Source organism: Streptomyces sp. CB01249 (assembly GCF_001905735.1).
Taxonomy (GTDB): domain Bacteria; phylum Actinomycetota; class Actinomycetes; order Streptomycetales; family Streptomycetaceae; genus Streptomyces.
This window is the reverse complement of the sequence record NZ_LISW01000001.1, coordinates 185,467-206,931: the sequence shown is the minus strand read 5'-3', so window position 1 is coordinate 206,931 and position 21,465 is coordinate 185,467. Positions and strand designations below refer to the sequence as shown.

General features: G+C 72.2%; 9 protein-coding genes. 5 read left to right on the top strand and 4 right to left on the bottom strand.

The annotated features are described in order from the left end of the window. The first annotated feature begins 48 nt into the window (after positions 1-48). Positions 49-846 carry an alpha/beta fold hydrolase gene (locus AMK18_RS00780; RefSeq protein WP_073861244.1) on the top strand — a complete coding sequence of 266 codons (798 nt, stop codon included), beginning with the start codon at positions 49-51 and terminating at the stop codon, positions 844-846. A 44-nt stretch (positions 847-890) separates the two neighbouring features. Here the strand turns inward: AMK18_RS00780 and AMK18_RS35090 are convergent, their stop codons facing one another. Both AMK18_RS35090 and AMK18_RS00770 read right to left on the bottom strand, forming a co-directional pair. Further along, the gene (locus AMK18_RS35090) at positions 891-4,175 is read right to left on the bottom strand and encodes a S8 family serine peptidase (RefSeq protein ID WP_079199203.1); all 3,285 of its coding nucleotides are present in this window, start codon (positions 4,173-4,175) and stop codon (positions 891-893) included. Between the two features lie 61 nt (positions 4,176-4,236). After that, entirely contained in the window at positions 4,237-8,007 is a 3,771-nt protein-coding gene (locus tag AMK18_RS00770; RefSeq protein WP_073861242.1) for a S8 family serine peptidase, read from the bottom strand. Between the two features lie 268 nt (positions 8,008-8,275). On the opposite strand from AMK18_RS00770, the gene AMK18_RS00765 reads away from it, so the two are divergent. Then, positions 8,276-9,199, top strand: a complete 924-nt coding sequence (locus AMK18_RS00765; RefSeq protein ID WP_073861241.1) for a formylglycine-generating enzyme family protein — start codon at positions 8,276-8,278, stop codon at positions 9,197-9,199. A gap of 60 nt (positions 9,200-9,259) precedes the next feature. Here AMK18_RS00765 and AMK18_RS00760 read toward each other — a convergent pair whose 3' ends face one another. Together AMK18_RS00760 and AMK18_RS00755 are read right to left on the bottom strand one after the other, a co-directional pair. Next, a complete protein-coding gene (locus AMK18_RS00760) occupies positions 9,260-12,184 on the bottom strand; it encodes an FG-GAP-like repeat-containing protein (RefSeq protein ID WP_073861240.1) in 2,925 nt (974 codons plus the stop codon). Further along, positions 12,184-14,775 (bottom strand): S8 family serine peptidase, encoded by a 2,592-nt coding sequence (locus AMK18_RS00755; protein ID WP_073861239.1) that lies wholly within the window; start codon positions 14,773-14,775, stop codon positions 12,184-12,186. The genes AMK18_RS00760 and AMK18_RS00755 overlap by 1 nt, the downstream gene beginning before the upstream one ends. 34 nt (positions 14,776-14,809) lie before the next feature. Here AMK18_RS00755 and AMK18_RS00750 point away from each other — a divergent pair, with 34 nt between their 5' ends. The 3 genes from AMK18_RS00750 to AMK18_RS00740 all read left to right on the top strand — a co-directional run bounded on the left by AMK18_RS00750 (position 14,810) and on the right by AMK18_RS00740 (position 21,403). Further along, positions 14,810-15,055, top strand: a complete 246-nt coding sequence (locus AMK18_RS00750; protein WP_073861238.1) for a hypothetical protein — start codon at positions 14,810-14,812, stop codon at positions 15,053-15,055. An 84-nt stretch (positions 15,056-15,139) separates the two neighbouring features. Then, positions 15,140-17,983 carry an FAD-binding and (Fe-S)-binding domain-containing protein gene (locus AMK18_RS00745; protein WP_073861237.1) on the top strand — a complete coding sequence of 948 codons (2,844 nt, stop codon included), beginning with the start codon at positions 15,140-15,142 and terminating at the stop codon, positions 17,981-17,983. A 126-nt stretch (positions 17,984-18,109) separates the two neighbouring features. Then, positions 18,110-21,403, top strand: coding sequence for an AAA domain-containing protein (locus tag AMK18_RS00740; protein WP_073861236.1), 3,294 nt, complete (start codon positions 18,110-18,112; stop codon positions 21,401-21,403). The last annotated feature ends 62 nt before the right edge of the window (positions 21,404-21,465 follow it).

Here is a 21,465-nt window from a genome sequence, read left to right as displayed (position 1 = left end):
GCACGCGGGGCATGATCGTCGGAAGCAGCCGAACGCCTGGGGGGCACCATGCCGTGGACCGAGCACACCGTCGTACGTGAAGGGGTCCGGCTCGTCTGCCGGGACGGCGGCGGGTCGGGCCGCCCCGTCGTCCTGCTGCACGGCCTCGCCGGTCACGCGGGCGAGTGGGACGCGCTCGCGGAGCGGCTGGCGCCCCGGCACCGGGTCGTCGCGGTGGACCAGCGCGGGCACGGCGCGAGCGAGCGCCGGCCGGACGACGTCTCCCGCGCGGCGTACGTGGAGGACGTCGTCGCCGTCGTACGGCACCTGGGTCTGGAGCGGCCCGTGCTCGTCGGGCAGTCGCTGGGCGGGCACACGGCGATGCTGACGGCCGCCGCCCACCCGGGCCTGCCGGGCGCGCTCGTCCTCGTGGAGGCCGGGGCCGGTGGGCCGACCCCGGGCGTGGACGAGCACATCGGCCGGTGGCTCGACTCGTGGCCGGTGCCGTTCGCCTCCCGTGAGGCGGCGGCCGCGTTCTTCGGCGGGGGCCCGGCCGGTGCGGGCTGGGCGGCGGGGCTCGTGGAACGCGACGGGGGCTGGCGGCCGCGCTTCGACCGGGACGTGATGACCGGGTCCCTCGCGGAGAACGCCCGGCGCTCCTTCCGCGAGGAGTGGGACCGGGTCGCGTGCCCCACCCTGCTGGTCCTCGCCCGGAAGAGCTTCGTCCCGGCCGAGGAGGTGGACGAGATGCTGCGCCGACGCCCGGACACGCACGCGGTGAGCGTCCCCGGCACGGGCCACGACCTGCATCTGGAACGGCCGGACGCGCTGTACGGGGCGCTCTCGGCCTTCCTGGACACGCCGTAGGGCCTCCGCCGGGGGGGAACGGACCGGCGGAGGCCACGGGCGCGCTACCCGCCGAAGCCCACCTTCATCTCGGCGGAGCAGCGGTCCGTACCGGTGTCGCACACCTTGTACGTGTACGAGGGACGGCGGCTGCCGGTGATCAGGTCGGTGAAGCGCCCGGTGTTCGGCACGGTCGCGACGAACTTGCCGTCGCGGACCACCCGGACCTTCGCCGTCGTCGCCCCGTTCCAGGTGAGGGACGCGGTACGCAGCAGCCTGCCCGGGCCCGCCTCGGCGGTGAGCTCGAAGCGGGCGCCGACCCTGACCTTGACGACCCGGCCGGGCGCGGTCTTCGTACCGAAGTACGCGTAGGCGCCCTGGGGGTCGATCACGCCGGAGATCAGCGGGCCGTCGTTCTCGTCGATCGAAACGTAACCGGCGGACTCGAAGCGTTCCAGGTCGATCGTGACGACCCGGCCCGGCGTCGACACCGTTCCGAAGGCCGCGAACCGGCCGCCCGGGTCCATCACCGCCGTGAAGAACGCCCCGCCGCCGGACGGGGAGACAGCCCCGTCCCGGGTGAAGGTCTTCAGGTCGATCCGGACGATCTTGCCGCCGCCCGCGCCCTCACCCGTACCGAAGTACGCGTGGCTGTCGTCGGGCGCGATGACAGCCGACCGCAGCGGGCCCTCGCCCGAGGGGAGGGTGAGCGAGCCGACCTCCTCCATGGCCGCCAGGTCGATCTTGACGACGCGGCCCTGCGGGCTGGTCACCGTACCGAAGTACGCGAACTCGCCCTTGGAGTCGATGACTCCGGCGTCGAGGAAATCATCGCCGGCGCCCAGCGTGACGGAACCGACGCGGGTGAACGTGGCCAGGTCGACCTTGACCAGCCGTCCCGGATTCGTACCGGTCCCGAAGTAGGCGTACGTGCCGGCCGGGTCCATGAGCGCCGAGCGGATGTTCCCGTCGTCCGCGCCGAGCACCATGATCTTGTCGAGCGTGAAGGTCGCCAGGTCGACGCGGACGACGCGGCTCGGGTAGGCGGCGACCGCGAAGTAGGCGTACTTCCCCGCCGGATCGATGACAGCGTCCTGCATGACCTTCTGGCCGACGCCCACCGTCAACGTGCCGACCGTCTTGAACGTCTTCAGGTCGACCTTGGTGATGAAGCCGGGCAGCGGGTCGGCGGGGTTGTCGGTGCCGAAGTAGGCGTAACGGCCCTCGGGGTCGATGGCCGCGGCGTGCAGATCGCGCTGGAGGATCGACGTGCCCACCACGCCGCTGCGGGCGGGGATCGCGGTGCCGCCGCCGTGGACGCGCACGGTGTGCACGAGGCCCTTGGCGTCGTCCAGGAGTGTGATCTTCCCGTCCTGGGCGGTCTTCTCGGTGGGCCGGAAGGTGAGGTCGAGCGTGCAGTGCTCCTTGCGCTTCAGCCGGAAGGGCGCCTTGCCGCAGGTACCCGGGTCGGCCACGAACGCGCCGTCGTGGTCGGTGACGTGGATGACGGTGACCGGCTTGCTGCCGAGGCTCGTGAGCGTGACGGCGACCGGGCCGCCGGTGGTGCCGACGGGTACGGTGCCGAAGTCGACGTCGTCCGGGGTGACGGACAGGACCTTGCCGGGGAGGGCTGGGAGGCGGATGTCAGCCGTGGCGGGGGCGGCCTCGGTGATCGTCACCTCCGTCTTGGTGGCGGTGTAGGCCGGGGAGGACGTCGTCACGGTGTAGGCGCCGACGGTGGCGAGCGTCGAGTAGCGGCCCTCGGCGTCGGTCGTCGCCGGCAGGCCCACCGGGTCGCCGGAAGCGGTGAGTTGCACGGTGACGCCCTCGACGGGCTCCCCCGTGGTCGCGTCGGTGACCGTGCCGTTCAGGGTGCCGGTGGTACCGCGCGGCGCCTTCTCCACGGCCGCGTGGATGTCCAGCCTGCCCTGCCCGTACACGTTGTTGTCCTGCGCGGTGCCGCCGCAGGAGACGTCCGGGACGTCGACGGCGGTCTCGTCCAGGAGCCGCCGGGTCGCGTCGATGTTCCGTGCGACGGCCGGGGCCGCCGACCACAACAGGGCGATGGAGCCCGCGACATGGGGTGCGGCCATCGACGTACCGCTGCCCACGGCGTACTTGCCGCCGGGGTACGTGGAGCGGATCGCGACACCCGGCGCGGAGACGTCCGGCTTGATCAGGTCGTCATCGAACTCCGAGGGGCCGCGGCTGGAGAAGGAGGCCACATTGCCGTCGGCGTCGAAGGCGCCGACCCCGTAACTCTCCTTGAGATTGCCCGGGTTGCCGTCGGTCCCGCAGTCCGGGCCCTCGTTGCCGTTGGAGAAGACCGGGAAGATCCCGGCCGCCACCCACGCCTGCACGGTCTGCTCGAACCACGGGTCGGAGCCTGCCGCGGCGCTGCCCCACGAGTTGTTCACGAGGTGCGGGCGCAGCTCGGGGCGCGGATTCTTGCCGCGGGCGTCGGTGGGGGCGAGCATGAACTGGCCGGCGAGCAGCAGATCGCGCTGGTTGCACGTGCTGGACGAACAGCCCTTCACCGCCATCCACTTGGCGCCGGGTGCGACGCCGACGTGGTTGCCGGTGCCGCCGTCGCCGACCATGGTGCCGACGGTGTGGGTGCCGTGCCCGACGTTGTCGCAGGGCGTGGAGACGACGATGCCGCAGCTGATGGTCGGGTCGTACCAGTTGTAATCGTGGGTGAAGGTGCCGTCCCCGTTGTTCCCCCGGTACTGCTTCACCAGCGCCGGGTGGTCGTACTGGACGCCGGAGTCGATGCTGCCGACGACGATGCCCTCGCCAGTGGCCTTGAAGTCCTTCCACACCCCGGGGGCACCGATCCGGTCGACGCCCCACTCGACATCGTCCACGGTCGGCTCGTCCTGCGCCGTCCTCATCTCCGGCAGGGCGTACGTCCGGTCGCCGGTGACCCGGTCCACCTCCGGCAGGGCGGTGATCCGCTTGAGCAGCTTCGCGTCGCCCTTCACCTCGACGGTGTTGGCGATCCAGAAGGGCGTGTACGAGGCGCCCGCGTCCCGTAACACGTCGACCAGGGCGGTCTGGCTGGTCCGGGCCGTCTTCTGGAGGCGGCTCTGCACCTCGCGCCCCTGCCGCGCCCGGTCCGTGATCTTCGCGGCGGTCTTGAGGTCGGCCTCGTCGCGGAGGTAGACCCAGAAGGTGGAACTCCCGCCGTCCGCGAGGTCGTTGGTCAGGGCGCGCTCAACGGACGGCCGGGCGGTGTCGCTCGCGGGCGCGGCCTGGGCGGTCGTGGCGGCGGGGAGGCCCGTCGCCGCGAGGCCCACGGCGAGCAGGAGTCCCCAGGCGCGTCGCGGTCTGCCGTGTCTCGGTGTCATGGAGAGGTGAACCCTTCATGGTAGGGGTGGGCTTGCGGTTCCGACGTCCCCGCGCACCGGGTCAGCGGCGCAGCGCGTATGCCCGGACCACGGTCTGCTGGGTGCGGCTGCCCGCGTCGTCCCACGCGGTGACCCGGAGCGTGACGTGCTCCGCGCCGGTGCGCGGGTGGTGCAGGACGGCGGTGGCCGATCCGTCGGGGCGCACGTGCGGCCGACCGGAATCGGTCCAGGTCGCGCCGTCGTCGTACGAGACCTCGACGCGCATCCCGGTGACGCGCGGGCCCCGGTAGCCGTCCGGGCGCAGGGTGCTGATGCGCACCGGGAGGGCCCGGCCGGCGCGGGCGGTGTTGTCGCCGTCGACGCCCAGGTCGTAGCCGAGCAGGATCACCGGCAGGACGGCGCACGGGTGGCCGGTGCCGAAGACCTCGGTGCAGCCGGGGGCGGTGGCGCCGGTCGTCGGCGCCTTGGAGCGGAAGGTGTACGCGGTGTCCGTACGGGTGCCGAGGGTTTCCAGGGCGTTCGTGCGGCGGACGACGCTCTGGTCGACGCGGTACTCAGCCTCTTCGGGCACGAACAGCTGCGCTGCGGGCACCTGTTGGCCGTCGCGGCGATAGGTGAAGGTGCTCGTGGAGGCGCCCATGCCGTAGTGGGTGGCGTCGCCGTCACCGTAGGGCGCCAGCAGGAAACTCGCGCCGAGGTCGGACCGGCACAGGGCGCAGCTGATGCGGCGCGGCAGGGTGGGGTGCATGGGCGCGGCGCCCCACGCGCGCCGCACGGTCGCGCGGGCGCGGTGGGCCTCCGGGTACTCCTCCAGGTAGGTGTCGGACAGGTCGGAGGCCCGGACCGTCTGCGCGTACTGGCTGTCGGCGGCGTACACGTAGTCGGTGCGGGTGCCAGGGGCGAGGTGCCGGGCCCCGATCCGGAAGGCGGCCTTCTCCCACGGGTGCCAAACGGTCAGGACGTCGTCGGCGATCCGTGCCTCACCGTCCGCGTGGAAGGTGTTGACGAGCCGGGCGAACCGATCGGTCCGGACGGTGAGGGCGGTGCGCTCCGGGATGGACCCGGTCGCGTGGAAGGGGGCGGTGTACGTGAAGCGGCTGTCGGCCCGTCCTTCGAGGGCGACCGTGACGGGTCCCTTCGCGAGGGTGGCGAGGAGTTCCGCGCCCTGTTCGTGGCTGACGGCGAGGCCCGGGACGGCACTGTTGCCGTTGTCCTGGACGAGGGTGGCGCCCTCGGTGGGGCGGATCGCGAGGACGGCGGCGGCGTGGTGCTGGGCGGCGGTGGCGAGGAGGGGCACGAGCCAGCCGTTGGCGCGGACGACGGCCAGCTTGCCGGTCAGGTCCTTGCCCGCGTAGTCGGCCTCGGTGCCGGTGCCCACGTCGACGGCGGTCAGCCTGCGGTCGCCGGTGAACCGCTTGCCGAGGTCGGGGGTGAGGAGGTCGAGCCGGTGCGTGGTGCCGCCCGCCTTCCAGGTGCCCTGGACGAGCGGATCGCGCAGCCGGTGTTCGGCGGTGAGGTCGAAGGTGCCGTGCCGGGCGGTGGTGTGCGAGGCGATGGCCCCGTACCGGGTGGTGCGATCGCTGACGCCGTTGGCGATGCCGATCGCGGCCGTGGCGCCGTCGCCCAGGGTGCGGCGGGCGGTGACGCCGAGCGCGGCGCGCTCCAGCGGGGCGCGCTCGCCGTCCACCCGGGCGGTCAACTCATGGGCCTGCCGGGCGTCGATGCGTACGGTGCGGTCGCCGTCGACGGTCAGCTCCGGTTCAGCGAAGGTGTCCACGGCCAGTGGGATGCGGTTGGTGTCGTAGGTGGTGACGAGGGCCTGAAGGGCGTAGTCGCCCTCCGGGAGCTGCGTCTCCCAGGTGCCGTCCCCCATGAACGTGATGCTTTGCAGCTCGGCGTCACCGCTGGTCATGTTCAGTATCTGGAGGTTCGTCTGCCCGCCGGGCTTTCCGTCGCGGCCGGTGAACGTGAAGTGCACGGTGTGCTTGGGGGGTTGCTCGGTCCAGCCGACGGCCGTGGTGAGGTGGGTGCCGTCGCCGGTGGCGGTCAGGTAGCCGTCGTAGCGGCCGGTGCCGGTACGGGCGGGGTCGACGGTGAGGGTGACGGCCGCGCTGTCGTGGGCGGGGACGGTGACCGTATCGGCGGAGAGGGTGGCGCCACCCTCCGGGACGGTGGACCCGCGTCCCAGGTCGAGGGCGAGGCTCAGAGTGACCGCGTGGTCGCCGTCGTTGGTGTAGACGACGTCCCGGCTCACCTTCCGTTCCTCGTCGCGCACGTCCCCGAAGTCGGCGGTCCCGGTCGCGGTGACCGACTGGGCGGAGGCGCGGTCCACGGCGACGCGGCCGGCGCCCTGTTCGTAGACCTCGTCGTCGGGGGCGGTCTGCGCGGCGGAGACCAGCGCGTCCTTGAGCCGGCCCGCCCGCCACCCCGGGTGCTGCTGCTTGAGGAGGGCCGCCGCACCGGCCACGTGCGGGGTGGCCATGGAGGTGCCGTCCAGGGCGGTGTAGTACTCGCCGACGTCCTTGCCGATGTGGGTGCCGGCGGCCTTGGCCGCGACGATCCCGACGCCCGGTGCGGTGATCTCCGGCTTCAGCGCGCCGGTGGCGGTCGGCCCCCGCCCCGAGAAGGCGGCCAGCCGGTCCTGGCTGTCGACGGCGCCGACGGTGAGCGCGGTCCGCGCGGTGCCGGGGCTGGCGACGGTGGACCGGCCGGGACCGGTGTTGCCGGCCGCGATCACGAACAGCGCCCCGGAGGACTCGCTGAGCGCGTCCACGGCCTCGCTGAGCAGGTCGCTGCCCTCCTCGGTGGGCGCCCCGAGGCTCATGGAGACGATGTCGGCGCCCTGCGAGACGGCCCACTCCATGCCGGCGATGACCGTGGACTCGTCACCGTTGCCCGTGTTGTCGAGCACCTTCCCGATCAGGAGCCCGGCGCCCGGAGCGACGCCCTTGTACTTCCCGTCGGACGCGGCCCCGCTGCCCGCGACCGTGCTCGCCACATGGGTCCCGTGCCCGCGCCCGTCCTGCACGTCCTGGCCGGGTATGAAGCTCTCCGAGTCCAGGACCCGCCCCTCGAGGTCGGGGTGCCCGAAGTCGATTCCGCTGTCCAGCACCGCGACCTTGACCCCGGTGCCGTCGTAGCCGCTCTTCCACACCTCGGGTGCGCCGATCTGCGGCACGCTGACGTCCAGGGTCGCCCGCACCCTGCGGTCCGGGCGGACCACGGCCTCCGGCCCGTCCAGCACGGCGCGGTAGAACGCGTGCAGCGCGTCCTTCTCGACGTCCACGGCGGCCGCGCCGAGCGAGGTGAGCGGTGTCCGGTGCGTGACCCCGGGGACGTCCCCGGCGCGCGCCGCGAGCGTGGACCGCGCCGGGGTGCCCGGGTAGTCCACGATGAACGGCAGGGTGTCGCTGCCGGGTGCCCCCTGCCCGTCGGCGGCGAGCCGGGTCACGTTGAACAGCTCCCGGTCGAGCCGCCCGGCCGCCAGCCCCTCCCCCGCGCTGTCCGGGATGACGTAGGTGTCCCCCGAAGGCCCTTGCTCGGTACGGAAGGTGGTGGCCACCCCCGTGGACGTCCCCGCCACCGCCTCGGCGTCCACCGCGACGCGCCCGGCGCCGTCGGTGGTGACGGTGACCGTGTCCCCGGTGACCAGCGTGACGGTGTCGCGGTGCGCTTCCCCGTGCGCGGCGGAGGCCGTACGGACGGCGACGGGAGCGGTCCCGGCCGCCTGCCCGGGGAGCACGGGGCCGAGGAGCACGAGGGCGAACGCCGAGGCGAGGAGCGCGCTGCCGCGCACCGCCCCTCCGCCGCGTCTGACGGGACCGGTGCGCATCGTGGCCTCCTGGCGGGGTACGGCCCCGGCATCGGCTGCCGGGCGACGGACGAGCGGGAGCACAGCCACGGGCCGGGCGACCGCTCAGACGGCCGCGCGGCCCGGTGCCGGACATCCTCGGCTCGACGTCGCGGTGAGGCATAGGAGGTAGGGGTGGCGAGCATGCGACATGTCGCCTGTTCGCCGGGGGGGGGCGGCGCGGCCGCAGGGCCGTTTCCGGCCATGGTTACGATCTCCGGTGCCTCGGTTCCCGACGAAGAAGGCAACGATGAGCAACCATCCCGACGACGCCCCCAAGAGCTGCTGCACCCCCTCCCGGGACGGAGCCCCCGCGGCCGATCCGGTCCTGAGCGTCGGGCCGGTCGCGCCGCGTGCCCCGGAGGCGGCCTACGCGGACCGGGTCGAGCTGCCCGGGGGCACGTTCCGGATGGGCAGCGAGGACCGCGACGTGAACGCGGGCGATGCCGAGGGGCCGGTGCGCGAGGTCAGCGTCGCGGGCTTCGCGATCGACGCGTACGCCGTGACGAATGACCGGTTCGCCGCGTTCGTGGCGGCCACCGGCTATCGCACGGAGGCGGAGGAGTTCGGCTGGAGCTACGTCTTCGCGAAGTTCCTGCCGGGCCCGTTGCGCAAGGTCTCGCCGCGACCGCAGCAGACGCCGTGGTGGTGCGGGGTGAGCGGCGCCCGCTGGGACGTGCCCGAGGGCCCGGGCAGCGACATACGCGACCGGGGCGACCACCCGGTCGTCCACGTCACCTGGCGCGACGCGCTCGCCTACTGCCAGTGGGCCGGTGCCCGGCTCCCGACGGAAGCGGAGTGGGAGTACGCCGCCCGGGGCGGGCTCGACCAGGCCCGCTACCCGTGGGGCGACGAGCTCACCCCGGGCGGCGAGCACCGCTGCAACATCTGGCAGGGCTCCTTCCCCACCCGTAACACGGAGGAGGACGGCTACGCGGGCACGGCGCCCGTCCACACGTACGCGCCCAACGGGTTCGGGCTGTACAACACGGCCGGGAACGTCTGGGAGTGGTCCGCCGGCACCTGGCAGCCCGGCACGGACGACCGCCGCACCATGCGCGGCGGCTCGTACCTGTGCCACGACTCGTACTGCAACCGCTACCGGGTCGCGGCGCGCACCTCGAACACGGTGGACAGCTCCGCCGGGAACATCGGTTTCCGGGTCGCGTGGTGACGTACGCCGAGGGCCCCCGGGACGAGGTGCGTCCCGGGGGCCCTAGGAATGCGGTTCAGGTCAGGAGAGCTTGAACGTCGTGACCTGGTGGATGCCGTTGTCGGTCAGGAAGTAGCCGCCGTCGGAGAGACTGGCGGTGCGGTCCATCCCCGAGTCGTCGCTGTTCAGCGACAGCACCTCGTCGACACCGTCGCCGTCGAGGTCACCCGCGAAGTAGTTGCGGGCGCCGTTGGTGGCGGGGATGCTGCCGACGGACGGGGCCCACGAGTCCTCGGACTCCATGATGGTCGGGTCCCAGAGGTAGAGACCGGACTCGGCGCCGGCGACCAGCAGCGAACGCCCGCCGGGGCCGGTGAGGAAGCCGCCGCCGTACGACTGGGGGCTGACGCCCTGCTGGGTGAAGGCGCCGTCCGCGTCGAATCGCCGGAACGAGGACGTGCCGCCCTGATACAGCGCCCCGTCCTTCGCGAAGAAGCTGAAGTGCGTCCACAGGCCGCCGGAGACCTTGGAGAAGAGGACCTCGCCCGTCCGGCCGTCCCTGATCTCGAACAGGTTCTGGTTACCCGTCCCGTGGTCGAGACCGTCACCGAAGTCGTAGGGGGCGTCGACCGTCCAGGCGTAGGCCACCGCGTGCCCGCCGGCGTAGGGAATCTCCTTCGAGGCGAAGACACCGTCGTTGGCGACCGCCGTATTGACCGGCGAGACCGCATTGGCCGGCGCCTTCGGCTCCTGCGACCAGCGGACCTTGCCGTTCTTGGCGTTCAGCGCCACTGCGCTGATCGCCGGCTGGTCCAGACGCAGGGAGTTGCGGCTGGCGTACGAGACGTACACCCGGCCGTCGTTGACCGACGGGTCGGTGAAGTACACGTCGCCCGCGTCCTTGGGGGCGCTGTACGTCCAGAGGGCGTGCCCGTCGCCGTAGTAGGCGCGCAGCGCGTCCGTGGCGACGAGGATGTCCAGCTCGCCGTCACCGTTGAGGTCGGCGAGCCGCGCCGAGCGGACGTACTGGCCGCCGCCGTCGATCGTGGCGAGCGTCTTGCCGGTCTTGCCGTTGAGGACGACCGTCGCGGTGTCGGCCGCGACGACGATCTCCGGCTTGCCGTCGCCGTTGACGTCGCCGATCTGGATGTCGTGGACGGTGCCCGGGACAGTGGCGCGCCACAGCTTCTCGGGCTTGGAGCCGTTCACCAGCGACGGGCCCGAGTAGGCCCAGACGCCGTTGGACGAACCGCCCATGACCAGGTCGTTCTTGCCGTCCTTGTTCAGGTCGGCGCTCTTGGCGTAGGCGATGTCGCCCTGCAGCGGGGTGACGTTCTCCGTCTTGCCGTTGGCGAGCTTGAAGGTGCGGATGTTCTGGCTCTGGTCGATCACCCGGACGTGGGAGCCCGCAGCGTCGCTGTACAGGTCCTGGAACATCGGGGACGCCTCGACGTCCTTGGCCTGCCACGCGACCTTGCCGTTGCCGGAGAAGACCCTGAGCGAGGCGTAGCGCAGGCTGCCCCGGTTCTCCGGGTCGTTCATCTTCCGGTCGTCCTGGGCGGAGGCGACCAGCTTGCCGTCGATCACGCCGAGGCCCCAGGTGCTGGGCGCGTCGTGGCCGTTCTCGGCATCCCGCTTGGTCGTGTTCGACCAGAGGATCTTGTCCGCGTTGTCGCCGTTGACGACGCGGATGGTGCTGGCGTTGATGACGAGGTTCTCGTCGAACGAGGACTCCGAGACCGCGTACTCGTCGCCCGTCTTCGCCTTGAGGTCACCGACCGTCAGCGCCGTGGGCAGCACGTTGTCGCGGCCGCTCAGGGTGGCGCGGTGGCCGGTCTTCAGGTCGTAGGCGGCGATCTCGTAGTGGACGGCGTCGTTGACGTCCGCCTGCTCGATCGCGACCAGGCGCTTGCGGCCGGCGTCCAAGCGCATGATGCGGCTGTACAGCACGCTGTCGGTCCGCCAGGTGACGGAGCCGTCGGCGGTGTCGAGGACGGCGGTGTGGCCGCGTCCGTCGACCCCGGTGGCCTTGGCGAGGTTCCAGGAGACGGCGACCTTGCCCTTGCCGAGGTCCTGGATGTCGCCCCAGTTGGTGTACCGGGCTTCCTTGGTGTCGAAGGACCAGGTCTGCGCCGGGGTCAGCTTGCCGTCCTTGGACGAGAAGCGGATGCCGGTCAGGGTGGCGGTGGCACCGGCCGGGACCTTCGCGTCGCCGCTCATCCGGGGCGCGTCGGCGACCAACAGGGTGCCGTCCACGATCTTGACCATGGAGGCGTAGTTGTACAGCTTCGACCAGACCGTGGCGCCGGTCTTCCCGTCGAGGACCGTCACGAAGGTGCCGGACGACAGGTCCGACCCTGGGGAGGTGAAGGCCCGCGGGTACGGGGTGGCACCGACGTTGGCCGAGAACACCAGGTCCGGGACACCGTCTCCGGTGAGGTCACCGGCCGAGTAGCCGGACTCCGAGTTCGGTGAGAACGGCGAGACCGCGTTGTAGCCCATGAGGATCTGGGGCGGGTACGGCTCGACGCGCCACACCTGGAGCGGCTTGACCTGCCAGTCCGTGTAGAACGAGCTGCTGGTGCGGGCCCAGGTCTCGCTGCCGTCGGCGGCGTGGAGCTGGACGTTGCCCATGGCGTTGACGGAGTAGTAGTCGCCCTTCGTGCCGACCGGCACCGTGGCACCCAGACCGCGCACGCCTTCGAGCGTGGACTTCGCGGTCATGGTGACCGGGGTCTTCGGGTCGGTGGCGGCGGCCGTGGCCTTCGCGCCGGAGTCCTGAGCAGCGGCGGCCTTGTCCTGCGTGCCGGTCGTGTCCTCGGCCTTGACGTACGGGTCGAGGTTGACGTTGGCCGCGAGCTTCTTCGCTTCCGCGCTGGTCAGCTTGATGGGCGCGTCACTGCCGCTGTCGGCGGCCAGCGCCTGCGGGGCGGCGGTCAGGCACAGGCCCGCCGCGACGAGGCCGGCGGCGAGCTGAAGCGCCCGCCGGGAGTGCTGGGCTCTCATTACTTCGCTCCCTGGGTGAAGCTGACGGCGGTGCCGTCGGCGATCACGGGCTGGTTGTACGCGTACTGGAAGGCGTCGGTGCCCGCCTGGTCGGCGATGCCGATCGTGGCGCCCGCGCCCTGGTCCGCGACGGACTGGTACTGAAGGGTCACGGCGCCGGTGGCCTCGTCGAAGACGGCCTCGAAGGTGGCGCGGCCCGAAGTGCCGTTGGCGTAGGCGGCGTTGTTCCACACGATGGCGAACTTGCGGCTGCCCTTGGTGCCGGTGGTGGCGGTCTGGACGGACGACTTCTTGTCGAGCGTCAGGTCGTCCCACAGCGGGGCGACGATGCCCTTCACGCCGTTGACGCCGGTCGTCGGCAGCGCGGAGTTGTTGTAGTCACCGACGCGCGAGGACAGGAAGTTGATCAGACCGTCGGTGGTGACCGAGGCGGTGGAGTACGAGACCCCGTAGTGCTTCACCGAGAAGGGCAGCGAGACGGTGGCGGAGTCCTCGTCACCGGTCAGGGAGACCTTCTTGGAGCCCTCGATCCACGAGAAGGCGGCGGGGGCGCAGACGTTGCCGGAGTTGTCCGTACGGTTGGGGACCTGCACGTTCTTCGTGAGGTCGTCGCCACCGACGACGGTGGCACCGGTGTAGACACCGTTGCACAGGACCGGCGCGGCGGGCTTCACGGCGAGGCTGTAGGAGCCCTCGGCCACCTTCTTGAAGGTGTACTTGCCCTTGGCGTTGGTGGTGGTGGCCGGCAGCGGCGTGCCGGTCAGCTCGACCGTGGCGCCGGGCAGCGGCTTGCCGGTGACATCGCGGACGGTTCCGGAGACCTTGTGGCTGGGCACCGCGGTCAGCGCGATGTCCTGGGCGTACGCCTGGCTCTCGGCCAGGACGACATCGGTGGCCGAGCCGCTCGCGTAGCCGTAGCCGGTGAACGCGAAGGAGTACGTGCCGGCGGCCAGCGGCAGACGGTAGGTGCCGTCCGTGCCGGTGGTGACCGTACGGACCGCGCCGGCCGCGTCGGTGGACTTCACGGAGATGTTCGGCAGGGCGGCGCCGGTGGCCTTGTCGGTGGCCTTGCCGCTGACGACGGCCGCGGTGTGCGGCGCCTTCTCGACGGAGGCGAGGATGTCGAGCTTGCCGTTGCCCCACACGTAGTTCATGCCGGCGGTGCCACCGCAGTGGGTGTCGTCGACGTCACGCGCGCCCTCGTTGAGGAGGTTGCGGGTCTCCTCGATGTTGCCGATCAGCGAGGGGGCCGCCGACCACAGGAGCGCGACCGCGCCCGCGACGTGCGGGGTCGCCATCGACGTACCGTTGATGGTGTTGTACGAGTTGCCCGGCCAGGTGGACGGGATCTGGACGCCCGGGGCCGAGATGTTCGGCTTCTCGCTGCCGTCGGTCGGCGAGGGGCCGAAGCCGGAGAAGTTGGCGATCTTGCCGTTCACGTCGTAGGCACCGACACCGTAGGAGTCGGCCTGCGCGCCCGGCGGGTGAGTCGTGGAACAGGTGACGCCGTCACCGTCGTTGCCGGCGGCGAACGCCTCGAAGATGCCCGCCGCGTCCCAGGCCGCGAGGATGTCCTGGTAGAACGGGGTGGAGGTGTCCTTGTTGCCCCAGGAGTTGTTGACGATGTTCGGGGCCAGGTCCGGGCGCGGGTTCTGACCGTTGTGGTCGGTCGGCGCGAGGATCCACTGACCGGCTTCGAGCAGCTCGTCGTCGTAGCAGACGTCGGAGGCGCAGCCCTTGGCGGCGATCCACTTGGCGTTCGGCGCGACACCGAGGCCGTTCTTGGCGACCATGGTGCCCATCGTGTGGGTGCCGTGGCCGTTGTTGTCGCACGGCGCGGTCGTCGGGCACTGCCCGCTCGCGTCGAAGAAGTTGTAGTCGTTCGAGAAGGTGCCGTCGCCGTTGTTGCCGCGGTAGTTCGCGACGAGGTCCGGGTGGTCGTACTGCACACCCGAGTCGACGTTGGCGACGACGATGCCCTCGCCGCGGTCCTCGTACTGGTCCCAGACCTGGTCGGCCTTGATGTCGCTGACGCCCCACGCCGGGGCGTCGGTGCCGTCGGCGGACGAGTCGGTGCCCAGCGCGGCGGCGCGCGAGGCGGTGACCTTCTTGTCGGAGGTCTCGATGTCGTCCAGCTTGAAGGAGTGCTGCTTGACGACCGACGCCACGTCCGAGCGCTTGGCCAGCTCGGCGACGAGGGCCTGGTCGCCGGTGACCTTGACGGTGTTGGTGATCCAGAAGTCCTGGTGGCCGACCTTCTTCTTGTCGAGGAAGGTGTTGAGGGACTTCTGGCTGGACGTGGCGTGCGAACGGAGTTCGCTGTACGCGGCCTTGGCCTTCTTCGCGTGCGTCTTCTGCTTCTTCGCGCCGGACAGGTCGGCCTGGTCCTTCAGGACCACGTAGAAGGTGGCGTCCTTGCCGTCGCGCACCGCGCTCGTGAGCGCGGAGTCGATCTTCGCCGAGGCGGCGGGCGAGGGGGACGAGGAGTTCGCGGCCACGGCGGGCAGCGGAGTGGTGATCAGGGCAGCCGCGGCGAGCGAGGCCACCGTCCACACGGCGTGTCTGCGCCTGGACGGTTGGAGCAGGGGCATCGAGCACTCCTCCGAGTGACGGTACATACGGGGTGTGCGCACCGTAGGAGGGGGCCGTTACTCGGCCATTACAACCCTGGTCACCGGCAATTCACCCCGGCGGAACGACCGGCTGGGCCGCACCGCCCCGGCCGTCGATCACCCGACCGCCCGGGACGCCGCGCTCGTCCTGGGCCTGCTCGCGGAGCCCGCGGCGCGCGGCGCGTACGGCGGGATCACGGTGTACCGGCTCTTGCGGGACCCGGCGAGTGACGTCCCCCGGAAGCTGGTCCTGCGTTGAGGATGACGTAACCGCGCTTACGCCTGTGGCACGGCGGGACCGTGCCCGCACCACCAGAACCGACGCCCCCAGGAGCAGCACCCGATGGACGCGACCATGGCAGACGCCCCGATCCCCCTCACCGAGGCGTTTCTGGACGCCCTGCGCGGGAAGCTGGGCGATCGTGTCGACGCCTCGGCGACGACCCGGGCGGTCTACTCGTCCGACGCGTCGAACTACCGGATCGTCCCGGGGGCGGTGCTCATGCCCCGGTCGAAGGAGGACGTGATCACCGCGGTCGGGATCGCGCGGGAACACCGGGTCCCGGTTACCGTCAGGGGCGGCGGGACCTCGTGCGCCGGGAACGCGGTGGGGCCGGGCCTGGTGATCGACTTCTCCCGCTCGATGAACCGCGTGCTGTCCGTCGACCCCGATGCCGCGACGGCCGTGGTCGAGCCGGGCGCGGTCCTGAGCGCCCTTCAGCAGGAAGCCCTGCCGCACGGCTTGCGGTTCGGCCCCGACCCCTCGACGGCCACCCGCTGCACGGTCGGCGGGATGATCGGCAACAACGCGTGCGGGCCGCACGGCCTCTCGTACGGACGTACGGCCGACAACGTGGTGTCGATGACCTGGCTGACGGGAAGCGGCGAGGTGATCACGGCGGGCTCGGGTCCTGACGCGCTGCACGCGGTGCCGGGGCTCGACGCGTTCGTCACGGAACATCTGGCCGTGCTGCGCACCGAGTTCGGGCGCTTCGGGCGGCAGATCTCCGGCTACTCACTGGAACACCTGCTGCCGGAGAACGGGCGCAACCTCGCGGCCGCGCTGACCGGCACGGAGGGCAGCTGCGGCGTCCTCCTCGAAGCGACGGTCCGGCTCGTCCCGCAGGCACCCGCTCCGGCGCTCGCCGTCCTCGGTTACGCGGACATGGCGACGGCCGCGGACGACGTGCCGCACCTGCTGCCGTTCCGCCCGCTCGCGCTGGAGGGCCTGGACGCGCAGCTCGTGGACGTGGTCCGCCGGGCGCACGGCGACGCGGCCGTCCCCACGCTGCCCGAGGGCGGCGGCTGGCTGATCGCGGAGGTCGGCGGGGCGACCTCGGCGGAGGCGGTCGAGGCGGCGCGGGCGCTCGTCGCGGCCTCGCACGCCGCCGACGGTGTCGTCCTGCCGGCGGGCCCCGAGGCGACCCGGCTCTGGCAGATCCGCGCGGACGGCGCCGGTCTGGCCGGCCGCACCGCCGACGGCAAGCAGGCGTGGCCGGGCTGGGAGGACTCCGCCGTGCCGCCGGAACGGCTCGGGGACTATCTGCGCGGGCTCCATGCGCTGATGGCCGAGAAGGGCCTCTCCGGCCTGGCCTACGGCCACTTCGGCGACGGGTGCGTCCACGCCCGTATCGACTTCCCGCTCGACGCCGGGGGCGCGCCGATGCGCGACTTCCTGGAACGCGCCGCCGCCCTGGCCGCCGAGCACGGCGGATCGCTCTCCGGCGAGCACGGCGACGGCCGCGCCCGCTCCGAGCTGCTGCCGACGATGTACGGCCCCGAGGCGCTGCGCGCGATGGAGGCGTTCAAGGCCCTGCTGGACCCGGACGACGTCATGAACCCCGGTGTCGTGGTCCGCCCCGCACCCCTGGACGCGGACCTCCGTAGGCCGGGGGCGCGGCGGCTGCGGGCGAGCGACGGTTTCGCCTTCGCGCACGACGGCGGGGACGTCACGGACGCCGTGCACCGGTGCGTCGGGGTGGGCAAGTGCCGGGCGGACCTGCGCGGCCAGGGCGGCTTCATGTGCCCCTCGTACACGGCCACGCGCGACGAGAAGGACTCGACGCGGGGCCGGGCGCGGGCGCTCCAGGAGATGCTGAACGGCGGCTTCGTCTCGGCGGGCTGGAGCTCCCCGGAGGTCCATGAGGCCCTGGACCTCTGCCTGAGCTGCAAGGCGTGCGCCAACGACTGCCCGACCGGGATCGACATGGCCACGTTCAAGTCGGAGGCCCTGCACCAGACGTACAAGGGCCGCCGCCGCCCGCTGAGCCACTACACCCTGGGGCGGCTCCCGCAGTGGCTGCGGCTCCTCGCGCCGGTGGCCTCGCTGGTCAACCTGGCCGGGCGGGTGCCGGTGCTCCGGCGGACGATGATGACCCTGATGGGCGCGGACTCCCGCCGCTCGCTGCCACCGCTCCCGGCGAGGCCGTTCCGGTGGAGCGGGGCGCGGAAGGCCGGTGTCGCGCGGGCGGGCGGCCCGAAGGTCCTGCTCTGGGTCGACTCGTTCTCGGACGCGCTCGCCCCGGACATCCCGCGCGACGCCGTGGAGGTCCTGACGGCGGCCGGCTGCGACGTGGAGATCGCCGCCCCGGGCGCCTGCTGCGGACTGACCCTGATCTCCACGGGCCAGCTGACCGCCGCCAAGGCGAAGCTCCGCGCCACGGTGGACCTGCTGCTCCCCCACGTCCGGGCCGGCCGGACGGTGATCGGCATCGAGCCGAGCTGCACGGCGACGCTCCGTTCGGACCTGGTGGAGCTGCTGCCGGACGACCCGGGCGCCGCGGAACTCGCGGGCGCGGTGAAGACGGTCGCCGAATTCCTGGTCTCGATCGACTGGACGCCCCCGAAGGCAACGGAACACCTCCTGGTCCAGCCCCACTGCCACCACTACGCGGTCATGGGCTACGAGGCGGACCGCTCGCTGCTCCGGTCCATGGGCTGCGACGTCGAAGTCTCGGCGGGCTGCTGCGGCCTGGCCGGAAACTTCGGCATGGAGAAGGGCCACTACGAGGTCTCCGGGAAGATCGCCCAGGACGGCATCCTCGCCCGGGCGACCGCCGCCCCGGACCGCCGCATCCTGGCGGACGGCTACTCCTGCCGCACACAGGTCCAGGACCTGGCAGGCCTGGAGAGCCGCCATCTGGTGCAGGTGATCGCGGAGGCGCTGCGGGGTGACCGCCGGAACTGAGTGCCCGGCCGGGCCCATGGAATCCCGCCAGTCATCGCCCTTCACCCCATGTGAAAACGACCAGGTCGGTAGGGTGCGGCGGAGCGACCGGCAGGGAGCCGGGCGGCGCGGACCGGGGGGCGGCAGGTGGGGTGGCGCGAGGAGATCGCCTCGGCGCTCGGCGAGTGGATCGCCGTCGAGGGAGGCGCGGGCCGGCAGCCACGCTGGCAGCTCGTGGGACGGGCGGCCCCCACCGGTGATCCGGGCTGTTACGTGGTCGACCTGCGCGGCTCCGACATCGGACCGGACCAGCTGGACGCCCTGAGGCTGGCCGGACCGGACGACGACGGCATCGAGACCAAGGGCTTCGCCGCCTCCGAGGCCGTCCAGAACGGCTCCCTGCTCACCCTGCGGGTACCGGAGTTCGCCGAGGTCACCGACCCGCACCTCTGGATACTCAAGCAGCCGCCCACCTTCCTGATCGAGGCGCTGCGCGACGGCATCACGGCGCTGGGCGAGCATCCCCTCGCCACCGCCCTGGCGACCGCGACGATCGGCGGCTCCTCGGCCCACACCGTCGAACCGCCGGGCTTCCACCCCGCGCAGACGGACGCCTACCGGGCCTGCCTCGGCGAAGGCGTCCACCTGGTGTGGGGGCCGCCCGGCACCGGGAAGACGACCGTCCTCAAACGGGCCATCGGCGACCTGATCGCCCAGGGCAGGCGCGTGCTGCTCGTGTCGGCGACGAACATCGCCGTGGACAACGCCCTGCTGGGCGTCGTACGCGAGAAGCGCCACCGGTCCGGTGACATCGTCCGGGTCGGGCCACCGCATCTGCGCGAAGTGGCCGACGACCCGTCCGTCTCGCTGCCCCTGATGGTCAGGGCCAGGCTGGCCGAGGCGGCTGACCGGCGTACGGGGCTGGAGGCAGCGCTCGTCGCCGTCGGGGAGCGGGCCCGGCAACTGGAGGCGCTGGAAAGCCGTCTCCAGGGCTTCGACGCCACGGCGTACTTCGAGGCGCTGAAGTTCGTACGGACACCCGGGCAGGACGTGGCGGCGACGCGGGACCGGGCCATGGCGGCCGAGGAGCGCCTCGTCGAGGCCGCTCACCACCTGGAAAGCCTCGCCGACGCCATCGGGACGGCCCGCGCGCGCCTTGAGGCCGCCGAGGCGGCGAAGGCCCGCTGGGCCGAGGCCGACCAGCTCGCCGAGGAGATCACCCGCGTACGCGAGGCCGCGGAGAACAAGGAGGCCGACGCGCTGCTGGCGGACGATCACCGCCGCGCGCTGGAGCTGAGACTGAAGGACCTCACGGCCAAGGGCATCGTCGGCAGGTGGAAGCAGCGCGACGCGATCCTGGACCTTCAGGACGAACTGGCCAACGCCCGGCAGGCGGCCACCGACGCCCGCATCGCGGCGCAGGAGGCCCGTGCCACCGCCGCCGCGCACACCGCCCGCATCCACGCCCGCATCGACGCGGTGACCGAGGCGATCCCGCTCACCCGGGAACAGATCGCCCGCCTCGAAGCCGACGCCGCGTCGCTCAGGGCCGAGGTCCGGGCGGCCGAAACGCGGACGCTCACCCTGGAGCAGGACGCCATCCGCGCCTCCAAAACCGCGGCGCGCGCCCGGGAGGCCCGGGAGCTGACCGTACAGGCCGCCGAACAGGGCCTGCCCGCCCTCCACGACCGGGCCGAACGGCTGCGTCCCGAGGCGGCCGCCGACCGCACCCGCCGCCCTGAGCTGGAGAAGCAGTACAAGCTGGCCCAGGAGGAGTACGACCGGCTCGCCCGCAACGCCCAGGGCGAGATCATCAAGTCCGCCAAGCTGGTCGCCACGACCCTGGCCAGGTTCCGCACCAACCGGACGGTCCTGGAGGGGCCGTACGACGTGGTCCTCGTGGACGAGGCGGGTGCCGCAACGCTGCCCGAGGTCCTGCTCGCCACCGGCAAGGCGGACCGGGCGGCCGTCCTGCTCGGGGACTTCATGCAGCTCGGACCGGTGGTCCCGCCGGCCCTCGGCAACAACGAACGTCCGGACATCAAGCGGTGGCTGCACCCGGACGTCTTCCAGCACTGCGGCATCCACGAACCGGCGGACGCCGAGGCACACCCGTCGTGCGTCACGCTCACCCAGCAGCACCGGTTCGGCCCCGCCGTCATGCGCCTGGCCAACGACCTCGCGTACGGCGGAGTCCTGACGGGCGGCCCTCAGGTGCGGCGGAAGCGGCTGGAGAACGACCCCGAGATCGTCCTCATCGACACCGACGGCCTGGACGAGCTGGCACGCGCCCATCTGACCGGCAGCCGCAAGGGGTGGTGGCCCGCCGGATCGCTCATCGCCCGCGCCCTCGTGGAGCTCCACCGCGAGCAGGGCGAGGACGCGGGCATCGTCACGCCATACGGAGTCCAGGCCGAGGCCACCCTGGAGGCGCTGCGCGACGTCGAGAACGCGGGGCACCCGCTCGCGGAGGTCGGCACGGCCCACCGGTTCCAGGGCCGGGAGTTCGACATCGTCGTCTTCGACACGGTGGAGGGCAGCGGCGACAGCCGGGAGCTGTGGATGGCCCTCGCTCACCGGCAGCCGGGGGCCGACGCCTGGCAGCGCAACGGCCTGCGCCTGTTCAACGTGGCGGTGACCAGGACGAAGACCCGGCTGTACGTCGTAGCGGGCGGCGCCCGCGTCCGGAACGCCAAGCCCGGAACGGCCCTGGCGCGCCTCGCCGGGCTGATCAACACCCCCGGCGTCCGGATCCTCAAGGCCAAGCACCTCATCGCCCCGCCATCGGCCCCGGTCCCGTTCCGCGGCGCGTTCGGCACGGCTCTGGCGGAGGTCCTGGGCCGGCACGTGGAGGTGGCCGACGTCCACGACGAGACGACGTTCTTCGACACCTTCGCCGAGGAGATCAACCGCGCCCGGCACTCCCTGTGGCTCTGGGCCCCATGGGTCGCCAGTCGGCTCCGTTCCCTGCTTCCCGCCCTCGCGGCCGCCTCCGGCCGAGGCGTACGGATCACGGTCTTCATCCGCGACGACACCGACACCCTGCAGCGCAAGCCCGCGAACCAGGCCCTGATCGCCGATCTCCGCGCCGTGGCCCACACCGTGGTCCCGATGAACGTCATGCACCAGAAGATCGCGGTCTTCGACGAGCAGACCGTGCTGCTCGGCAGCCTGAACGCCCTCTCCCAGAGCTGGACCCGGGAGGTGATGGTGACGATGCGCGGCGCGTACTTCGCCCGGAAGCTGCTCGCGCACGAACACGCGAAGGTCTTCGCCCGCCCGCCGAAGTGCGGCCGGTGCGGGGGCGCGGAGATCGAGATCCGGCGCCGGAAGAACGGCAACTGGTTCTGGCGCTGCTACGCCACCGCGTGCAAGACGACCGCTTCCGGACGCTCGAACGCCTGGACCCAGGACATCCGCCTGCGCGGCGGCGGCCGCTGAAGCCGGGGCCCTTGCGCAGGGACGTCGGCGCTGGCCACACTGGCCCGCCCGTACGCCGTCCC

Bases quoted from the DNA above. Each gene is read 5' to 3' on its own strand.
- AMK18_RS00780 (WP_073861244.1), top strand. From the start codon at position 49: ATGCCGTGGACCGAGCACACCGTCGTACGTGAAGGGGTCCGGCTCGTC.
- AMK18_RS35090 (WP_079199203.1), bottom strand. From the start codon at position 4,175: ATGACACCGAGACACGGCAGACCGCGACGCGCCTGGGGACTCCTGCTC.
- AMK18_RS00770 (WP_073861242.1), bottom strand. From the start codon at position 8,007: ATGCGCACCGGTCCCGTCAGACGCGGCGGAGGGGCGGTGCGCGGCAGC.
- AMK18_RS00765 (WP_073861241.1), top strand. From the start codon at position 8,276: ATGAGCAACCATCCCGACGACGCCCCCAAGAGCTGCTGCACCCCCTCC.
- AMK18_RS00760 (WP_073861240.1), bottom strand. From the start codon at position 12,184: ATGAGAGCCCAGCACTCCCGGCGGGCGCTTCAGCTCGCCGCCGGCCTC.
- AMK18_RS00755 (WP_073861239.1), bottom strand. From the start codon at position 14,775: ATGCCCCTGCTCCAACCGTCCAGGCGCAGACACGCCGTGTGGACGGTG.
- AMK18_RS00745 (WP_073861237.1), top strand. From the start codon at position 15,140: ATGGACGCGACCATGGCAGACGCCCCGATCCCCCTCACCGAGGCGTTT.